Annotated in this window: 19 protein-coding genes; 7 read left to right on the top strand and 12 right to left on the bottom strand. The window is 59.3% G+C overall.

The features are described 5' to 3' along the window. Positions 1–122: 122 nt before the first annotated feature. Positions 123–1,508, top strand: a complete 1,386-nt coding sequence (locus D7I37_RS23850) for a CoA transferase (protein ID WP_129544483.1) — start codon at positions 123–125, stop codon at positions 1,506–1,508. Here the strand turns inward: D7I37_RS23850 and D7I37_RS23855 are convergent. Next, on the bottom strand, positions 1,505–2,383 hold the full coding sequence (locus tag D7I37_RS23855) for a LysR substrate-binding domain-containing protein (RefSeq protein WP_095100188.1): 879 nt from the start codon (positions 2,381–2,383) through the stop codon (positions 1,505–1,507). The genes D7I37_RS23850 and D7I37_RS23855 overlap by 4 nt on opposite strands. 102 nt (positions 2,384–2,485) lie before the next feature. Between D7I37_RS23855 and D7I37_RS23860 the strand changes: the two genes are divergently transcribed. Beyond that, a complete protein-coding gene (locus D7I37_RS23860) occupies positions 2,486–3,901 on the top strand; it encodes a pyridoxal-dependent decarboxylase (protein WP_129544810.1) in 1,416 nt (471 codons plus the stop codon). Between the two features lie 19 nt (positions 3,902–3,920). Here the strand turns inward: D7I37_RS23860 and D7I37_RS23865 are convergent, their stop codons facing one another. Beyond that, positions 3,921–4,625 (bottom strand): GNAT family N-acetyltransferase, encoded by a 705-nt coding sequence (locus D7I37_RS23865; protein ID WP_129544484.1) that lies wholly within the window; start codon positions 4,623–4,625, stop codon positions 3,921–3,923. A 733-nt stretch (positions 4,626–5,358) separates the two neighbouring features. Here D7I37_RS23865 and rcsA point away from each other — a divergent pair. Beyond that, positions 5,359–5,988 carry a transcriptional regulator RcsA gene (gene rcsA, locus D7I37_RS23870; protein WP_061797360.1) on the top strand — a complete coding sequence of 210 codons (630 nt, stop codon included), beginning with the start codon at positions 5,359–5,361 and terminating at the stop codon, positions 5,986–5,988. Positions 5,989–6,210: 222 nt separating this feature from the next. Here rcsA and dsrB read toward each other — a convergent pair whose 3' ends face one another. Beyond that, positions 6,211–6,411: a protein DsrB gene (dsrB, locus tag D7I37_RS23875; RefSeq protein WP_061797361.1), complete on the bottom strand. Its 201-nt coding sequence runs from the start codon at positions 6,409–6,411 to the stop codon at positions 6,211–6,213. Between the two features lie 352 nt (positions 6,412–6,763). Then, positions 6,764–6,976, bottom strand: a complete 213-nt coding sequence (cspE, locus tag D7I37_RS23880; RefSeq protein ID WP_004946278.1) for a transcription antiterminator/RNA stability regulator CspE — start codon at positions 6,974–6,976, stop codon at positions 6,764–6,766. Positions 6,977–7,864: 888 nt separating this feature from the next. Here cspE and D7I37_RS23885 point away from each other — a divergent pair. Together D7I37_RS23885 and D7I37_RS23890 are read left to right on the top strand one after the other, a co-directional pair. Then, the gene (locus D7I37_RS23885) at positions 7,865–8,074 is read left to right on the top strand and encodes a hypothetical protein (RefSeq protein ID WP_061797363.1); all 210 of its coding nucleotides are present in this window, start codon (positions 7,865–7,867) and stop codon (positions 8,072–8,074) included. Positions 8,075–8,235: 161 nt separating this feature from the next. Further along, entirely contained in the window at positions 8,236–9,243 is a 1,008-nt protein-coding gene (locus D7I37_RS23890; RefSeq protein WP_129544485.1) for an NAD(P)H-quinone oxidoreductase, read from the top strand. Positions 9,244–9,278: 35 nt separating this feature from the next. Here D7I37_RS23890 and D7I37_RS23895 read toward each other — a convergent pair whose 3' ends face one another. After that, positions 9,279–10,361 carry an endonuclease/exonuclease/phosphatase family protein gene (locus D7I37_RS23895; RefSeq protein WP_129544486.1) on the bottom strand — a complete coding sequence of 361 codons (1,083 nt, stop codon included), beginning with the start codon at positions 10,359–10,361 and terminating at the stop codon, positions 9,279–9,281. Between the two features lie 103 nt (positions 10,362–10,464). Beyond that, positions 10,465–11,517: an SDR family oxidoreductase gene (locus D7I37_RS23900; protein WP_095098168.1), complete on the bottom strand. Its 1,053-nt coding sequence runs from the start codon at positions 11,515–11,517 to the stop codon at positions 10,465–10,467. Positions 11,518–11,628: 111 nt separating this feature from the next. Between D7I37_RS23900 and D7I37_RS23905 the strand changes: the two genes are divergently transcribed. Next, entirely contained in the window at positions 11,629–12,561 is a 933-nt protein-coding gene (locus tag D7I37_RS23905) for a LysR family transcriptional regulator (protein ID WP_061797368.1), read from the top strand. Between the two features lie 2 nt (positions 12,562–12,563). Here the strand turns inward: D7I37_RS23905 and D7I37_RS23910 are convergent, their stop codons facing one another. The 5 genes from D7I37_RS23910 to D7I37_RS23930 all read right to left on the bottom strand — a co-directional run bounded on the left by D7I37_RS23910 (position 12,564) and on the right by D7I37_RS23930 (position 15,622). Next, a complete protein-coding gene (locus D7I37_RS23910) occupies positions 12,564–12,953 on the bottom strand; it encodes a YidB family protein (protein WP_061797369.1) in 390 nt (129 codons plus the stop codon). A gap of 94 nt (positions 12,954–13,047) precedes the next feature. After that, complete coding sequence (locus D7I37_RS23915; RefSeq protein WP_061797371.1) at positions 13,048–13,296, bottom strand: GlsB/YeaQ/YmgE family stress response membrane protein; 249 nt, start codon at positions 13,294–13,296, stop codon at positions 13,048–13,050. Between the two features lie 12 nt (positions 13,297–13,308). Beyond that, positions 13,309–13,530 carry a hypothetical protein gene (locus D7I37_RS23920; protein WP_306307671.1) on the bottom strand — a complete coding sequence of 74 codons (222 nt, stop codon included), beginning with the start codon at positions 13,528–13,530 and terminating at the stop codon, positions 13,309–13,311. Positions 13,531–13,892: 362 nt separating this feature from the next. After that, complete coding sequence (locus D7I37_RS23925) at positions 13,893–14,795, bottom strand: LysR family transcriptional regulator (RefSeq protein WP_095098171.1); 903 nt, start codon at positions 14,793–14,795, stop codon at positions 13,893–13,895. Between the two features lie 53 nt (positions 14,796–14,848). Beyond that, complete coding sequence (locus D7I37_RS23930; protein WP_061797373.1) at positions 14,849–15,622, bottom strand: SDR family oxidoreductase; 774 nt, start codon at positions 15,620–15,622, stop codon at positions 14,849–14,851. 255 nt (positions 15,623–15,877) lie between these two features. Here D7I37_RS23930 and D7I37_RS23935 point away from each other — a divergent pair, with 255 nt between their 5' ends. Beyond that, positions 15,878–16,297: a VOC family protein gene (locus D7I37_RS23935; protein ID WP_129544487.1), complete on the top strand. Its 420-nt coding sequence runs from the start codon at positions 15,878–15,880 to the stop codon at positions 16,295–16,297. An 18-nt stretch (positions 16,298–16,315) separates the two neighbouring features. Here the strand turns inward: D7I37_RS23935 and D7I37_RS23940 are convergent, their stop codons facing one another. Next, positions 16,316–16,510, bottom strand: a complete 195-nt coding sequence (locus D7I37_RS23940; RefSeq protein WP_061797376.1) for a hypothetical protein — start codon at positions 16,508–16,510, stop codon at positions 16,316–16,318. Positions 16,511–16,591: the final 81 nt, after the last annotated feature.

The following is a 16,591-nucleotide window of genomic DNA, read 5'->3' on the forward strand; positions in this document are numbered from 1 at the left end:
TTAAACCGGAAATAACCCTCATTTTCCGCCTCTGGCCATTATCGCGCGCCATTGCGCTTAGCAACTCCGGCGGCGGTGGACTACGCTAGGCACATGTCCCGCCGACTCACCAAGGAGCCGTTATGAATCCCCTCACCCATACCCTGCTTGACGCGATCTGGCAAAGCCTGGGGCACCGCGCCACTCCGGCCGATCAACTTACCGTCGGCGGCGACGGCGCGCTGACCTCGGCGTTTCCGGTCACCGAGCTGGCGACCGCCGCCTGGGCCGCCGCCGGGTTGGCCTGCGCCGAGCTGCTTAACCGGGACGGCGGCTCCGCGCCGCAGGTGTGGGTCGATCGACGGCTGGCCTCGCTGTGGTTCGGCTGGACCTTACGCCCGCTGGGCTGGACCCTGCCCGGCGCCTGGGATGCGCTGGCCGGCGACTACGCCACCGCCGACGGCTGGATACGGCTGCATACCAATGCGCCGCATCATCGCCAGGCGGTGGAACGGCTGCTGGGGCCGGTGCGGGATAAGGGAACGCTGGCCGAAAAGGTACTGAGCTGGAAGAAAACCGAGCTGGAGCAGGCGGTGATTGAAGCCGGCGGTTGCGCGGCGGAGATGCGCACGGCGGAAGAATGGCAAACGCATGTTCAGGGCAAAAGCGTGGCGCTCGAGCCGCTGATCCACGCCTCGCTGCAGCCCGAGGCGCCGCGCCCTGGCTGGCCGCTTCCCACGGCCCGGCCGCTGCAAGGCGTGCGGGTGCTGGACCTGACGCGCATTATCGCCGGCCCGGTCGCCACCCGCTTTCTCGCCGGGCTGGGCGCCGACGTGTTGCGCATCGATCCCTACGGCTGGGATGAGCCCGGCGTCGAACATGAAGTGATAGTGGGCAAGCGCTGCGCGCGACTCAGCCTGACCAATGCGCACGATCGCCATACCTTTGAGCAATTGCTGAAAAGCGCCGACGTTATCGTTCACGGCTATCGCGCCGGCGCACTGGAGAAGCTGGGTTATGGCCCCGAAGAAAGGCGGGCGCTGGCGCCGGGACTGATCGACGTCTGCCTCAACGCCTATGGCTGGAGCGGCCCATGGCGCGCGCGCCGCGGCTTCGACAGCCTGGTGCAGATGAGCTGCGGGTTGGCGGCGACCGGCATGCGCCGACAAGGCGCCAGCCTGCCGGTGCCGCTGCCGGTACAGGCGCTGGACCACGCCACCGGCTATCTGATGGCGGCGGCGGTGCTGCAGGGCATGAAACAGCGCCTGACCCGCGGCACCGGCTACTGCGCGCGCTTGTCGCTGGCACGCACCGCTCAGCTGCTGCTGGCGCATCCTTATCCGCAGCACCACCTGCAGCGGCCATTGGCGCCGGTAACCGCCGCCGATGAAAACCCGGCGTGCGAGTTGACGCACTGGGGCCCGGCACAACGTCTGAACGCCCCCTTGAGCCTGACCGGCACCGCATTGCAGTGGGCGCTGCCGGCCACCGCGTTAGGCAGCGCTCAGCCGGCATGGCTGCGGCGCTAAGCGCCCGGCAGCTGCTGCTGCAGCCAGCCCAGCAGTTCTGCGACCACCGGCGTCAGCCCGGCGGCCTGCGGCCAAACCAGATAAAAATCGTCCTCGCTCAGCCGCCGCGGGCCGGCCATCGCCGCCAGCCTCCCTTCGGCGATGGCGTCGCGCGTCAGCAGCGTTTTCACCAGCGCAACGCCGAACCCCTGCTCCGCCGCGCGGATCAATAGTCCGGCATCGTTGAACAGCGCTAACTGCCGGCCAGACTCCGGCTGCCGCTGCGCCTGAAACCAAGTGCGCCACGGCGTAACGTCGTGTTCCAGCAGCGGCGTAAGCGGCGAGCCTTGTTCGAACGCCGTCCGCCACCGCTGCGCCAGCGCCGGCGATGCCACCGGCATCGCTTCCCCGGAGGCGATGCGCTGCGCATGCAGCCCCGCCCAGCGCCCGTTGCCGATGCGGATCGCCGCGTCAAACCCCTTCAGCGACAGATCCTGCACCGCCAGCGAGGCGTCGATGTCCAGCGCAATGTCGGCGCAGGCGTCGCGAAAGGCCGGTAAACGCGGCAGCAGCCAGTAATGCGCAAAAGAGGGCAGCACGCTGATGCGCAGCGCGCGGCTTGCCGCAATGCGCCTGACGCGGCCGACGCCGCGCTGCAGCGCCAACAACGCCGGCTCCGCCACCGCCAGCAGTTCACGCCCGGCCGCATTCAACCGCAGCCCGCGGCCACGGCGCTCAAACAGCGGGCAACCGATAGCCTGTTCGAGCTGCTGAATTTGCTGGCTGACTGCACCGTGGGTCAGATGCACCCGCTGGGCCGTCGCCCGCAGGTTTTCCAACTGCGCGGCAATCACGAAGGTAGGCAGAATATGCAAAGGAATGCGTTCATTGACCATCTGGTTAGCCATGACATCCAAAAAGAACATTTTTCATCGATTTCGACGCCAAAGCAAATGGTCTATGTTGAACGCATTCCCCCTTTTTCTTATGGAGTCATGATGCACCCACGTTTGCAGCAAGATCTTGAGCAGTTTCCACAGATACTCGAACACACGCGTCAAATCGCGGCGGATTTCCTGGGCGGGCTGAAACGGCGGCCGGTGTGCCCGCCGCCGGAACAGCAACAGCTGCAGCCGGGCGACGATCGGCTGGTGGAGGACGGCGCGGGCGCGCTGGCCGCGCTGGCGGATTTCTGGCGGCGCTATGAGGCCGGCGTCTCCGCCAGCGCCGGCCCGCGTTATTTCGGTTTCGTCACCGGCGGCAGCACCCCGGCGGCGGTGGCGGCGGACTGGCTGGTTAGCGTTATCGACCAAAACAGTCAACTTAGCCACGACACCATGGCGGCGGCGATCGAACTCGCCGCGGTTGAACAGCTCAAATCGCTGCTTGGCCTGCCTGAGACGTTCACCGGCAGCTTCGTCAGCGGCGCCACCATGGCCAACTTCGCCGGCCTGGCCATCGGCCGCCAATGGTTGGGCCGCCAGCGCGGCATCGATATCGCGCAGCAGGGGCTCGCCGCGCTGGGCGACATTCAGGTGCTGGCGGCGAACCCGCACGCCAGCAGCGTGAAGGCGCTCAGCATGCTGGGCATCGGCCGTGACGCGCTGATAACCATCGCCAGCCAGCCGGGCTGCGAGGCCATAGATACGCAGGCGCTGGAACGCCACCTGGCCGCGACCGAGGGCATGCCGACGCTGGTGCTGGCCAGCGCCGGCACGGTCAATACCGTGGTCTTTGACGACCTGCCGCGCCTGCTGGCGCTGCGCGAGCGCTACCCGTTCTGGCTGCACGTCGACGCGGCCTTCGGCGGCGTGGCGGCCTGCTCGCCGCACTACGCGCCGCTGTTGGCCGGCTGGCAGCAGGCGGATTCCATTACCGTTGACGCGCATAAATGGCTGAACGTGCCTTATGACAGCGCCATCCAGTTCACCCGCCACCTGGATTTGCAGATGCAGGTGTTTCAAAACCATTCTGCTTATCTGGAGGCGCCCAGCCTCAGGCCGGACAACTATCTGCATCTGACGCCGGAAAACTCACGGCGTTTTCGCGCCCTGCCGCTGTGGCTGGCGCTAAAAGCCTACGGCAGCAGCGGCATGCGCGATATCGTGGAACGCAACGTCAGGCTGGCGCGCCTGTTGGGGGCGGAACTGTCCGCCAGCGAAGGGTTCCGCCTGCTGGCGCCGGTCAACCTCAACGTGGTGTGCTTTGCCCTGAGCCAACCCACAGGCGATGCCGACGCGGCGCGCGATCGCTTCCTCGCCCGGCTGGATCGGCAAGCGGTAGTCCGCTGTACGCCAACCCGTTATAACGGTCAACCGGGCATTCGCGCGGCGCTGGTCAATTGGATGACGGAGGAAGAGGATATTCGACAGGCGCTGGCGTCAATGCGCGACTGCCTGCCGGAAGAGGAATGAAGGCGTGGGGCGGCACGGGTCAACCTGGCTGGAACGCCTGCAGCCGCTGTTTCTGCTGCCCGTCATCGCTGATGTTGTCCGCCGACAGCCAGGCGCTGAACGCCGCGCGCACCGCCGGCCACTGGCTGTCGATCATCGACAGCCAGTCGGTGTCGCGATTGCGGCCTTTGACGACGACCGCCTGGCGGAAGGTGCCTTCGAAGCTGAAACCAAACCGCTCGGCGGCCTGACGCGACGGCAGATTAAGGCTGTCGCATTTCCATTCGCAGCGGCGGTAGCCCAGATCGTCGAACAGGTGTTGCAACATCAGGAAGATGGCTTCGCTGCCGACCGCCCGGCGTTTCATCAGCGGCGACCAGTTGATCGTCCCCAGCTCGATCGCGCCGTTGATCGGGTCAATGCGCAAAAAAGCGCAGCTGCCGATCGCTTTACCGCTGATCTGATCGATAACCGCCATGGTTTTCCTGTCGGCATTGCTGGCCTGAGCCTGAAGATAATCGCGAAATTCGCTCGGCGTTTCCGGCCGCTCGCAAAACAGATAGGTCCAGTCGCGGCCATCTTCCGCCAGTTGATAAGCCTGATAAAGCTCATCGGCCCGGCGGTCCGCCTGCAACGGTTCCAAACGGCAAAAACGCCCTTGCAGCACTTTATTGCCGGGTTCGCCCGCCGTCTGCCAGTGGTCTAACGCGTCGCCAATTGGCTGGCCGTATTGATTGTGCCTCATCCCTGCTCCTGAATTGTTATGCAGACTCTCAGCAAATTAAGGCCGGATGCTGACCGATACAAGTCCGACCTGCCGACATCTCCATACCCTCGCAGCAGGCAAAGATAGTTCAGAAAAACCAATTAATCACGTAATAATATTCTTCATACTGATTTCTAATGTAAAAAGATTCGTCATAAGCCATTGTTATGTTGCGCTATTTTTTAACGGTTCGCGCAATTTATGTTTCCGTAATGTAACAAATTGATTAGTTTTGTGATAAAAAAAGAAGGGATTATCATTACCAAATACAATTAGTTCAACTGCAACCAATTGATTATCAATACCAATTTTCTTATCAGCGCGATCAAACACGCATAAAGTGGTCGCAAAACAGGCGAAAAAAAGTTAAAAAAACAACACATGAATTTTTTTTAAGAATTTTCCTAACAATCTAAAATTTCATTTCGTGACATGATGAACAGAATCAACGCGGAAGATACCGACAGGTACAGGGCTCAAGCGCGCGTTGAGATTGTCTGGCGCTCATCCGAACGCCAGCGCATTACGCTGACTTAAGCTAAACTTATAGATTCACGTGGTTAATAAGTTTAGTATGAAAATATCGTTGAGCGGCGTCGCGTTTATTGATAGAACACTCGCTATAAGTGAAATATTGATCCATTTTTTGCCTTTAGGCTTCAGGCTTTTTCTCATATTACCGCGGTAAAACGGATTTAAGTGGGGGTGCGATATGCCAACAATTATCATGGATTCATGTAGCTATACCAGATTGGGTCTAACTGACTATCTTACGGCGCACGGCGTAAAAAAACGCCATATTAACGCCATCGACGATATTGACGGACTGCATGAAAAATGCAGCAAACTTAAGCCTAGTCTGGTATTTATTAACGAAGATTGCTTCATACATGAAGCGAATGCGACCGAGCGAATAAAGCGGGTGATCTCACTGCATCCGGATACGTTATTCTTCATCTTCATGGCCATCACCAACGTACATTTTGACGATTATTTATATGTTCGTAAGAATGTCATCATTTCGTCAAAATCCATCAAGCCAGAGACTATGAATCAACTACTTAGTCACTATCTTGAGAAAAAAGCGCCGCGAACGGAAAAGGGTTCCCTGGACCAAACGCCGGTGACGCTGAGCCAAACCGAGTCAAACATGCTGCGCATGTGGATGTCCGGCCAGGGCACTATCCAGATATCCGACCAGATGCAGATAAAAGCCAAGACCGTTTCTTCCCACAAGGGAAACATCAAGCGCAAAATAAAAACGCACAACAAGCAAATCATTTACCATGTTGTCCGTTTAACCGACAATCTGACCAGTGGAATATTCGTCAATAGTCGGTGACACCCCTTCAGGGCGCTCTGCCCGGGTCTTAAATATTTGTTCGCCAATCGTGGCGATATAAACTTTGGGCTAAGACAACAAAAGACTCGCGACGATATTCTCCGGCGCCGCGGGTTTTCCGTCGTCTTTAATAAAAACTCCTACCCGGCAGGGACAATTACATTATGGAAAATTTCATAAGTAAACTAATGAGCCCGAATCATTTATCCCCGGCCGATCGGATTATTTTTCCGAGGTCTGACGCGGTTCAACAAAGGTGCCGTCACGGCTGTCGATCTCATTAAAGAACCAGACGCCGGCAGGATAATCCTCAAGAGAAACCAGATACATGATGCCTTCGTTGAATTCCTCGACCGCCAGGATCACGCCTTCGCGTCGCGGCCCGCCGTCCGTTTTCACCGTTACCCGATCGTTCACGTTCATGCTATTCCCCATCATTCGTCATTGAGGTCAGTGTATTACAAAATGAAGTGAGAAAAACACCGCGCGGTCGCAGTAAATTCGCGTGACCAGCCCGGCCCCTAACGCCCAGCGGCCAGCGGCCAGCGGCCAGCGGCCAGCGGAGTTTTTCACTTTCTTAACGCTTTGTCCGCAGAATCTTGCGCGGCCGACAGGTAGTCTGTATCCAGGCGCTTCCCCCCAGAGAGGTGCCTGCAAATGAAGAAGTAACAAGGAACTTTTGCCCGCAGACTTGCGGGCTTTTTTTTGGCCGTGGTCAAACGACAGGCACAAAAAAACCCGCCTTGGCGGGTTTTTATTAATCAGCGGAAGCCGATTAGATAGCGGTAACGTTAGCCGCTGATGGACCTTTAGCACCGTTCTCGATAGAGAACTGTACGTTCTGGCCTTCTGCCAGGGTCTTGAAGCCTTGATCCTGGATTGCAGAGAAGTGTACGAACACGTCTTTGCTGCCGTCTGCCGGAGTGATGAAACCAAAACCTTTAGACTCGTTGAACCACTTCACTTGACCTTTGATCATGTTAGACATGTCTAATTTCCTTAAATAATAAATGTAAGCCACCATGGGCATGTTATAGCCGGTCATCAGTTACTTATGGAGGCACTAGAAAGGAAATTCGTCAGAGAAGAGCTATCTAGGATAACGCTTTAAATTTGAACTACTTTACTCAAAATGTCGTGCATAAATAGGTCTGTACCACAGGCCGGGAATCATTAACTCATGACCGGGCCCTAATAGCAACTCTTTTTGTCGCAACGCGCGGGAAAGGCGCGCCAAATGCACAGGATTTGAGCCGCGGCGGTTATTTTTACAGCGATATTTCAGTAAGTTGCCCAACGGCATCGGCCTAAATGCCCGAACGGCACAACGAAATCGCCAACGGTCTCGGCATCCAGGCCGGTACCGGTGGCAGCTCCGCTTTAAGAGTTATCCCTATATCTGCCGCTGTGGGGGATGCCTACAATAGCCGAAGTTCATCGCTCCTCCTGGTGATGAACGCTACAAGCTGTGTTGTAAATTTTATGCGCCTCCCTATAGGCGCTTTTTTTTATTTTCGATATCAATAAATTACGCGGTTACGGAATGGTCTTATTGCTTCAGTACGTGATGGATGTCACAAATACGCCTCCTTGCCATTCTTGTTGGAGGTAAATCTGATGGCGACAGAATATCTGGCACTCCTGGCCGCTTTGGCCGGCATTGCAGGCTATGCGTTGTACAGGCATTTCAAGTCACAGAAGAAAAGCACCCTGGTGTATCCACACGACCGTTAAGCGCAACGTTCAGCCTGAAATGTGCGGCCGGTTTCAGGCCGCACATTTGCCGATTGTCATGTTTTCATCACAAAATTGTCACAATACGGCCATATGATGGTCCGCGATTATCCGTATTGGCTCAACACCAAGGATTTCGCTAATGACCACAATAAAAGCGGCAAACCACCAAGAAGCAGAAAAGCTGATCCGCTCCGGAACGGCAAAAAAAATCGAATTGGCTTATGACATCGACAGCGACGACTTTTTTCAGCTCGCTAGCCTGTGGTGTGATAAAGGCGCCAAAATTTCCAAAGGAAAAGAACACTTTATCGTCTCGCTAAAGGGTTTTCGCATCCCGCCCAACGACTGATACCCTGCCGCCCTCCGCGGCGGCGCCCCCTCCTCCGGTAAAACCGCTCTATCTTCTACATACCCCTCGCCCGCATTTCGCTAAGATAACCTCAGGCTTTATTGCAGGCGTGGGTCCGCGTGGACCTTTGATCACGCCTGCCCCTATCTGGAGAAAAGGCAATGTCAGCACATCCATCACTGCCCGGCAGCATGAAAGCGATTGAAATCAGCCAGCCGGGCGAACCCGAGGTATTGGTCGTCACCGAGCGCCCGCTGCCAACCCCGCAAGCGGGTGAAATACTGGTGAAGGTCGCCGCCGCCGGCGTAAACCGCCCAGACGTGTTGCAGCGTCGCGGAAACTATGCGCCGCCGCCGGGCGCCTCGGATATTCCCGGCCTGGAGATCGCCGGTGAAGTGGTCGCGCTCGGCGAAGGGGTGCAGCGCTATGCCCTCGGCGATAAGGTGTGCGCCCTGATTGCCGGCGGCGGTTACGCCGAGTACTGCAAAGTGCATGAAAGCAATGCGCTGCCGGTACCCGTCGGGTTCAGCATGGTCGAGGCCGCCGCCATTCCGGAAACCTTCTTTACCGTCTGGGTCAACGTCTTCCAGCGCGGCCATCTCAAGGCCAGCGAAACCGTGCTGATCCACGGCGGCACCTCCGGCATCGGCACCGTCGCCACCATGCTGGCGAAGGCCTTTTGCGCCCATGTGATCACCACCGTCGGCTCTGAAGACAAGCGCCAGGCCAGCCTGGCGTTGGGCGCCGATGTGGCGATTAACTACCGCAGCGAGGATTTCGTCGAACGCACCAAAAGCGCCACCGATGGCAAAGGCGCCGACGTGATTGTCGATCTGATCGCCGGCGACTACCTGGCCAAGAACTACCAGGCGGCGGCGATGGAAGGGCGTATCGTGCAGATTGGCACCCAGAACGGCGTGGTGAAGGAGCTTAACCTGATGCCGCTGCTGCTCAAGCGGCTGACCCATACCGGTTCAACCCTGCGTTCGCGCAGCGTCGAGGACAAGGGGCAAATCGCCGCCGAACTGCTGGAAAAAGTCTGGCCGCTGCTGGAGCGCGGGGTGTTAAAACCGCAAATTTTCAAAACATTCCGCCTGGAACAGGCCGCAGAGGCGCATGCCCTGATGGAGTCCAGCGAGCACATCGGCAAAATTATGTTGACGCACTGAGGAGGCTCCCCGCGGCGCCGGCCGCGGGGAACGTTTTAGCTTCCCGGCGTATGCACCTCTTCCGGGGTGGAATCGGTGGCACCGAGTTTTTCCTGCGCCAGCGCCTCGTCTTCTCGGTGTTTTTCCAGGCTTTCCTGTTGCTCACCCTGCCTGGGCGCATACACCAGCTCCACCATGATCGGGAAATGGTCGGAGCCGACGTCGGTCAAACGGCGCAGGCTGCCCAGCACGAAATCATCGCTGTGAAACACGTGATCCAGCGGCCAGCGCAGGAAAGGATAGCCGGCGTGGAAGGTGCTGAACATGCCGCGGCCGCGTCGCGGATCCAGCAGGCCGCTGACCTTGAGAAAAAGTCGGGTGGTGGTCGACCACGCCACATCGTTCAGATCGCCGGTCACGATCACCGGGTACTCGGATTTGGCCACGCTTTTCCCCACCATGACCAGCTCGGCGTCGCGATCTTCCGACTCATCGTTTTCGGTTGGGCTGGGCGGCATCGGATGCACGCAATGCAGCCGCACCTGCGGCCCCTGCGGCAAATGAACCATCATATGCATCGACGGGATCGTCTCATCCACCAGATACTGGATTTCCGCGTCGCCGATCCGAAAGCGCGAGTAAACGTGCATGCCGTACAAATTATCCTGCGGACATTTCAGCGTGTAAGGATAGTCCTGCTCCAGCACCGCCAGTTGATCTTCCCACCAGCGATCGGTTTCCACCGCCACCAGCACATCCGGCCGTTCCGCCGCCACCAATGCCAACAGCTTGTCGGCGCGGCGGTTGGTCGTCAGCACGTTGGAGACCAGAATGCGGATGCGCGGCCGCTGGCGATAGCCGGTAAAATCCACCACCTGCGGTTTGGCCAGCCGGGTATAGGGGAAAATCCACACCGCCTGGTAAATCGCGCAGGCCAGATCCACCGCCATCATGCCCCAGTTCAACGGCGATGACAGCGGAACAAACAGCAGATTGAGCAGCAGCGTCAACAGCGCAAGCGCCAATATTTGCAGACGGGGAAAATCCCATACCCTGATCCACCAGGCCGGGTGCGTAGAAATCGGCGCCAACGTCATCAGAGCCAATAGCAACGTCAGTATGACGGTAATCCCTGTCACGGTTGTTTCCTTCTCGTTCGGTTCAGGCTGCCGGGGTGGCAGCCTCTCATGCCCTGCGGCAGCCAAAGCTTGCCACAAAAACCGCCCGCCTCGCCAGCCGAGGTTACGGAATAATCCGGCGGCGGCGGAATTCATCGAACAAGGCGAAGAACATCGCCTCGGTCTCGACGTACTGATGAAAACCAAAACGTCGCGCCTTGCTGCCGTCGGCGAACATATCGTAATCCCAGGAAAAGACGAAGTCGGCGAAGCGCCAGCCGGCCACGGCCTGATAATTCGGCTCGCTCAACCGATGCCGCTGCGCCAACGCCTGCCAAAGCCCGGCCTTGTCGGCCATCATCTGCTCCAGCGGCATCGGCAACGGCGGCGCGGTTTCCAGCTCGAAATAATCGGCGATTTTCGGCCACATTTCGCTCCAGCGGAACAGGTCGCCATTATTGATGTTGAACGCCTGATTGGCGGCGGCCGGGTCGGTGGCCGCCCACAGCGTTGCGCGCGCCAACAGGCCGGCGTCGGTCATTTCCAGCAGGCTGTGGTAAGCCCCCGGCCGGCCGGGAAAACGCAGCGGCAGCCCCAGCGCCTTGCTGATTGAGGCATAAACCGCAATGCTCAGCGCCAGGTTCATCGGGTTGCCGAGCGAGAAACCGCCCACCACGCTGGGGCGGATCGCGCTCCAGCGCCACTCTTTCCCCCGCTGACGGCGTTCAAGGTAGTTTTGCTGTTCCACGTTGAACTCCGGCGGCATATGCCCGGCATCGCTCTCCCGCGCCGGCGTCTTGAACGGCCCCAAATGCGCGCCGTACACCTTGTAGCCCTGCATCAGGCTGATGTGCCGTAAACCGGGCGCCGCCGGCTCCAGCCCCTCCACCACGTTTTGCAGCATCAGCAGGTTAGGCGCCACCAGCCCGGCCCAATCCGCCGCGTCCTGATAGGCGGCGTAGAACAGGTGCGTGATCCCCGTCAGCGGCTGCAGCGCGGCGCGCGTCGCCGTGGCGTCCAGCAGATCGACCGCCAGATAACGCACCTGCGGCCGGTCCTCTCCCCCGCGGCGCGACAGGCCAACCACCGTCCATCCCTGCTGTTCCAGCTCGTCTATCAGCCGGCGGCCGATAACGCCGTTGGCGCCGACCACCAATGCCTGGTTGCGATTTTTCATGACTTTTCTCCCGCTCAGTGTCGATAGCGACAGTGTCATTGATTAGCAAAGCTTGCGGTAGAGGCGCCTTGCTACTAATACTTATAAGAAATATCTATATATGGAATGGCCATGGACAAGCTGAATGCGATGAGTACCTTCCTGCGGGTGGCTGAATTGGGCAGCCTGTCGGCCGCCGCCCGCGAACTGGGCCTGACGCAGCCGGCCGTCAGCCAGCAGATTGCCGCTCTGGAGCAGCAGCTGGGCGCCCAATTGCTGTATCGCAGCACCCGGGCGGTCACCCTGACCGACGCCGGCGGCCGCTATTATCGCCAGGTCAAATCCATTCTGGCGGCGGTGGCCGAGGCGGAAGAAACGCTGCAAGGGGGAACCCGGCAGCTGCAGGGCAATCTGCGCATCCATGCGCCCACCGGCTTCGGCCAGCGCCATCTGGCGCCGTTGGCCATCGCCTTTCAACAGCGCAATCCCGAACTGAACATCGAGCTGCTGCTGGATGACCGGCGGGCCGACGTGATCGGCGAAGGCATCGACGTGGCGATCCGCTTTGGCGAGTTGAGCGCGCCCGGCACGGTGGCGCGTCGGCTGGGAGAGATGCGGCGCATACTGGTGGCGTCGCCGGCCTATCTGGCGCGTCATGGCGCGCCGGGAACGCTGGCTGAGCTGACGGCGCATGCGCACGTGCGCTACAGCGGCCTGAGCGACGGCGACACGCTGACGCTGATCGGCCCGCGGGGGACTGAAATGGTGACGCTGCGGCCGGTATTTCGCGCCAACAACGGCTTCTCGCTGCTGGCGGCCATCGAGGCGGGGCTGGGGATCGGCGGCGCGCAGTTGCCGCTGATCGGCGCGCAGTTGGCGGCCGGCACGCTGGTGCCGGTGCTGGAAGATTACCGTTACCCGCCAATGGTGCTGCACGCCGTCTACCCTGCGGCGCGTTTTATCCCCGGCAAGGTGCGGGCCTGGGTGGATTATCTGCTGGAAGCGCTGGAGGAGATCGAAGGGATTAAGGTGATGAATGCCCCCGGCAAGTCACCGGGGGCATGACGTTATTTGAACAGCTTGCCGACCATGTCGCCCAGTTCGTTGCTGTTCTGCTGCACTTCGCCGTTCGGCGAGGCGGCGTCAGCGACCGTTGGCAAGAACTGCGCAATGGTGCTGGACGCCTGGGCCGGATCGATCCCCAGTTTTTCGGCCAGCTGATTGATGGCGTCGCTGCCCAGCGCCTGCTGCACGTGATCGCCGGAAATTTGCTGGTTTTCGCCGTTGCCGAGCCACGAACCGACCACATCGCCGAATTGCCCCTGGCGGAACTTGTCCAGAATCGCCTGCAGGCCACCCTGTTGTTCGACCCATTGCATGATGGCGACATAGTCGATGCCCTTGCCGTTGGCGCCGCCGCCCAGAATGTTGCCCAATACGCTATCAAACAGACCCATGGTAATCCCCTTTCAGGCCGCGCGACGCTGCCGCGCGGCCAGGTTAAATTCACGAAAAAGGGCCGCCGCGGCGACCCTGTCGATCAATGACGGCTTAGCCTTTGATCTTTCTGTAGACAAAAAGCACCACCAGGGCACCGATCACAGCCACAACGAAGCTGCCCAGGTTGAAGCCGTCGACGCGTCCCATTCCGAAGAAGGTACTGATATAGCCGCCGACAACCGCACCGATAACGCCCAGGATAACGGTGACGATAAAACCGCCGCCGTCTTTGCCCGGCATGATCCACTTAGCCAGAATACCGGCGATTAAACCAAAAATGATCCAGGAAATGATGCCCATTTTTTACTCTCCCTATGACTTTTTGCCTAAAAGAAATCCTATCACCAGGCCTGCGACGGCACCGGCGCCAACCCCTGCCCAAGGGTTATCCTTAATGTAGGCACATGAATGCCCTGCCGCCTGTTTCAACCCGGCCCGCACTTCGCACGCGGCGGTTTTGGCGCAGTCACTCAGTTGCCCCACACCCTCTGTAACGTCATTTTTTACCGACATTTCAAATCCTTCCGTTAACATAGCCTGAAAAGTTCACAGCGAGTTCCGCGTCTGGCCCAGCCTGAGCGATACTTTCACACTAATGTTTCCCTGGGCTAGCCGTTGCCGGCCGCTCACTACAGGGTGATCTGCGGTAAACGCGCATCTTCACACTATGACTATAGTAAAAAATCAGCGGTTTACCCATTTCCGTCCGTCTGAATTTGGTCGAAAGAAAAATAACCTCGTTCATTCAGCCGCCGGAGGATTTTTATAAGGTTACACAGCGATTGTCACTTTTACGAGCGGCTTAATTGTGTGGTGATCTTTCAGCGCCGCCAGCCGATTGATATCACACCGAAAAATACCGGTGTATTGGGTAAAAATCCCATCAAAACCGTAGGTTAGCTTTCGCAAAAAGGCGCAATCAGTTGGCCGAACCAGTCGGCGAAAACGCTGAAACGCGCCGAGCGCTGGCGGCGGTGCGGGTAAAGCAGAGCGATGCCCATCGCCGGCGGCCTGAAATCGGGCAGCACCTCGATCAGCTCGCCGCCGTCCAGGTGGTGCTGAATGTCGAAACGCGGGATCTGGATCATCCCCAACCCCGCCAGGCAGCAGCCGATATAGTTCTCCGCATTATTGACCGTCACCCGGCTGCGCAGCATTTTTTCCATGCGCTGCGCGCCCTGCATCCATTGCCAGCTGTCGGCCTCCAGCAGGTTGGGCTGCGCATAGCCAATGCCCCAGTGATCCGTCAGTTGCTCGGGATGCCGTGGCGTGCCGTGGCGGCGCAGATAGTCCGGGCTGGCGCAGTTGATCATGCCGAGCCTGCCCAGCGGCTGGCTGACCAGGCTGCTGTCGCTGAGGCTGCCGACCCGCACCACGCAGTCCACGCCCTCCTGAATCAGATCGATGGAACGATCGCCGGCGCTGAGAAACAGCTGAATGTCAGGGTAGCGTTGCAGAAAGTCAGGCAGCGCCGGCACAATCATGCGCCGGGCGATGCGGCTGGGCACGTCCACGGTCAGCCGGCCGCCGATCGGCCCGTCCCGCGGTGAAAACAGCTCATCCAGCGCGTTGACCTCCTGCAGCAGGCTGCGGGCCTTGTCCAGCAGCCGTTCGCCGTCGCTGGTCAATTGAACCCGCCGCGTGGTGCGATGAAACAGCCGGGCGCCCATCTCGTTTTCCAGCTGCAGGATCGCCGCCGAGACGGTGGTTTTCGGCATCAACAGAATTTGTGAAGCGCGAATGAAACTGCCGACCTCGGCAACCTGGATAAAAACCCGCAATCTCCCTATTTTATCCACCGGCAGTCCATCCTGAATAAGAGGCTGCGGCACCAGCCGCAGCGGCGTTGAAGTTAACGGGTAGTATAGCCGCCGTTGGCGAACAGCGTCTGGCCGGTGATCCACCAGCCGTCGGTGACCAGGAATTTGACGATCGGCGCAATATCCTCGATGTCGGTCAGGCCGGTTTTCGAGAACTTGCTCAGCGCGGCGGCGCTGCTGTGGTAGTCCACCGCTTCCTTGCTTTCCTGGCCGTAGAAGAACGGCGTGTCCATCGGGCCCGGGCCGATGGCGTTCACGCTGATGCCGCGCTCGCCGAACTCCTTCGACGCCGCGCGGGTGAAATGCTCCACCGGCGCCTTGCTGCCCGGGTAAACCGCGTAAAACGGCGTATAGGCCGCCAGCAGCGAGCTGACGATGGTCACGATGCGCCCGTTGTCCGCCAGGTGCTTGCCCGCCTGCTGGATAAAGAAGAACGCCGCTTTGGCGTTGACGTCGAAGCTGGTGTCGTAATCCGCTTCCGTCACCTCGGCGATCGGTTTTTTAATCACCAGGCCGGCGGTATTGATGGCGATATCCACCTTGCCGAAGGCCTTGACCGCCTCGTCGAACAGCCGCGCCACGTTGGCCGGCCTGGTCAGATCGCCCTGCACCGCAATCGCCTGCGCGCCCGCCGCTTTCACCGCCGCCAGCGTTTCCTCGGCCGCCGCGCGGGTGGCGTCGCTGTTGTAGTGCACTACCACCGCCGCCGCGCCGCCGGCAGCCAGATCGCGCGCCACCAGGCCGCCCAGATTTTTTGCGCCGCCGGCGATCAACACCACTTTTCCCTGCAAAGATTGATTACTCATAGCAATGACTCCGTTAGTGGAAGGTGCGATGAGTATAGGAAAGGTTATCGCGCGGATAATCTGCTCAAAATGGGATGGACTATCCCGATTTTTCGGTTAATACGGCGTCCCGCCGTTCTGTGATCGCCCGACGGGCATTCCGCCTCTTTGGGGCTACACTAATAAGTCACCGGCGGCAATCATCGCCGTCCGTGACTATCTTCCCCGCCCGCGGGCCGATACGCCGTCTGACGGGCCACAACCGAGGTCAATGTCATGCTGGTACAACCCTATTTATTTTTCAGCGGCAATTGTGAGCAGGCGATTAATTTCTATGCACAGCAGTTGGGCGCCAAAATTGAAATGGTCATGCGCTATAAGGATTTACCGGAGGAAGCCAAACAGGAAGGGCAGCCGGACGCCAACCCCGAATCGATCATGCATGCCCGCCTGCTGATTGGCGACGGCGTGCTGATGGCGTCCGACGGCTGCCCGCAGGATGAGGGCGAGAGCGCGTCGCACAAGGGATTCTCCCTGTCGCTCAATCCCGCCGACGCCGAACAGGGCCGAGCGCTGTTTGAAAAGCTGGCGCAGGGTGGCCAGGTCACCATGCCCTATCAACCCACCTTCTGGGCCAAAGGATTCGGCATGCTGACCGACAAGTTCGGCATCAACTGGATGATCAACGTCGAATAACGATGAAATGCGGCGCCGCTAGCGATAGCGGTGCCAGTCGTAGGCCGCTTTGGCGAACAACGCGAACAGCAGCGCCAATATCCCCAGCGCCAGGCGCCAATACGGCGATTTGCGCCGCCGCCAGGCAAAGAACATCATCAGCGCCAGCGCCCCCAGGGTGAACGGGTAATACACCGCCAGCGTCAATAAACCGATAATAATGTAGTCCGACATTTAATCGCTCGCCTCAACGTCCATCACATTCGCCCGCAATTTTTGGCGCGTATTATACCACCCGCCGCCAACATCTACCTC

Origin of the sequence: Serratia sp. 1D1416, assembly GCF_003641105.1 — a bacterium.
GTDB classification, from domain to species: Bacteria; Pseudomonadota; Gammaproteobacteria; order Enterobacterales; family Enterobacteriaceae; genus Serratia; species Serratia ficaria.

Excerpts from the sequence above, each read along its gene's own strand:
- D7I37_RS23850 (WP_129544483.1), top strand. The coding sequence starts at position 123 with ATGAATCCCCTCACCCATACCCTGCTTGACGCGATCTGGCAAAGCCTG.
- D7I37_RS23855 (WP_095100188.1), bottom strand. The coding sequence starts at position 2,383 with ATGGTCAATGAACGCATTCCTTTGCATATTCTGCCTACCTTCGTGATT.
- D7I37_RS23860 (WP_129544810.1), top strand. The coding sequence starts at position 2,486 with ATGCACCCACGTTTGCAGCAAGATCTTGAGCAGTTTCCACAGATACTC.
- D7I37_RS23865 (WP_129544484.1), bottom strand. The coding sequence starts at position 4,625 with ATGAGGCACAATCAATACGGCCAGCCAATTGGCGACGCGTTAGACCAC.
- rcsA (WP_061797360.1), top strand. The coding sequence starts at position 5,359 with ATGCCAACAATTATCATGGATTCATGTAGCTATACCAGATTGGGTCTA.
- dsrB (WP_061797361.1), bottom strand. The coding sequence starts at position 6,411 with ATGAACGTGAACGATCGGGTAACGGTGAAAACGGACGGCGGGCCGCGA.
- cspE (WP_004946278.1), bottom strand. The coding sequence starts at position 6,976 with ATGTCTAACATGATCAAAGGTCAAGTGAAGTGGTTCAACGAGTCTAAA.
- D7I37_RS23885 (WP_061797363.1), top strand. The coding sequence starts at position 7,865 with ATGACCACAATAAAAGCGGCAAACCACCAAGAAGCAGAAAAGCTGATC.
- D7I37_RS23890 (WP_129544485.1), top strand. The coding sequence starts at position 8,236 with ATGTCAGCACATCCATCACTGCCCGGCAGCATGAAAGCGATTGAAATC.
- D7I37_RS23900 (WP_095098168.1), bottom strand. The coding sequence starts at position 11,517 with ATGAAAAATCGCAACCAGGCATTGGTGGTCGGCGCCAACGGCGTTATC.
- D7I37_RS23905 (WP_061797368.1), top strand. The coding sequence starts at position 11,629 with ATGGACAAGCTGAATGCGATGAGTACCTTCCTGCGGGTGGCTGAATTG.
- D7I37_RS23910 (WP_061797369.1), bottom strand. The coding sequence starts at position 12,953 with ATGGGTCTGTTTGATAGCGTATTGGGCAACATTCTGGGCGGCGGCGCC.
- D7I37_RS23915 (WP_061797371.1), bottom strand. The coding sequence starts at position 13,296 with ATGGGCATCATTTCCTGGATCATTTTTGGTTTAATCGCCGGTATTCTG.
- D7I37_RS23920 (WP_306307671.1), bottom strand. The coding sequence starts at position 13,530 with ATGTTAACGGAAGGATTTGAAATGTCGGTAAAAAATGACGTTACAGAG.
- D7I37_RS23930 (WP_061797373.1), bottom strand. The coding sequence starts at position 15,622 with ATGAGTAATCAATCTTTGCAGGGAAAAGTGGTGTTGATCGCCGGCGGC.
- D7I37_RS23935 (WP_129544487.1), top strand. The coding sequence starts at position 15,878 with ATGCTGGTACAACCCTATTTATTTTTCAGCGGCAATTGTGAGCAGGCG.
- D7I37_RS23940 (WP_061797376.1), bottom strand. The coding sequence starts at position 16,510 with ATGTCGGACTACATTATTATCGGTTTATTGACGCTGGCGGTGTATTAC.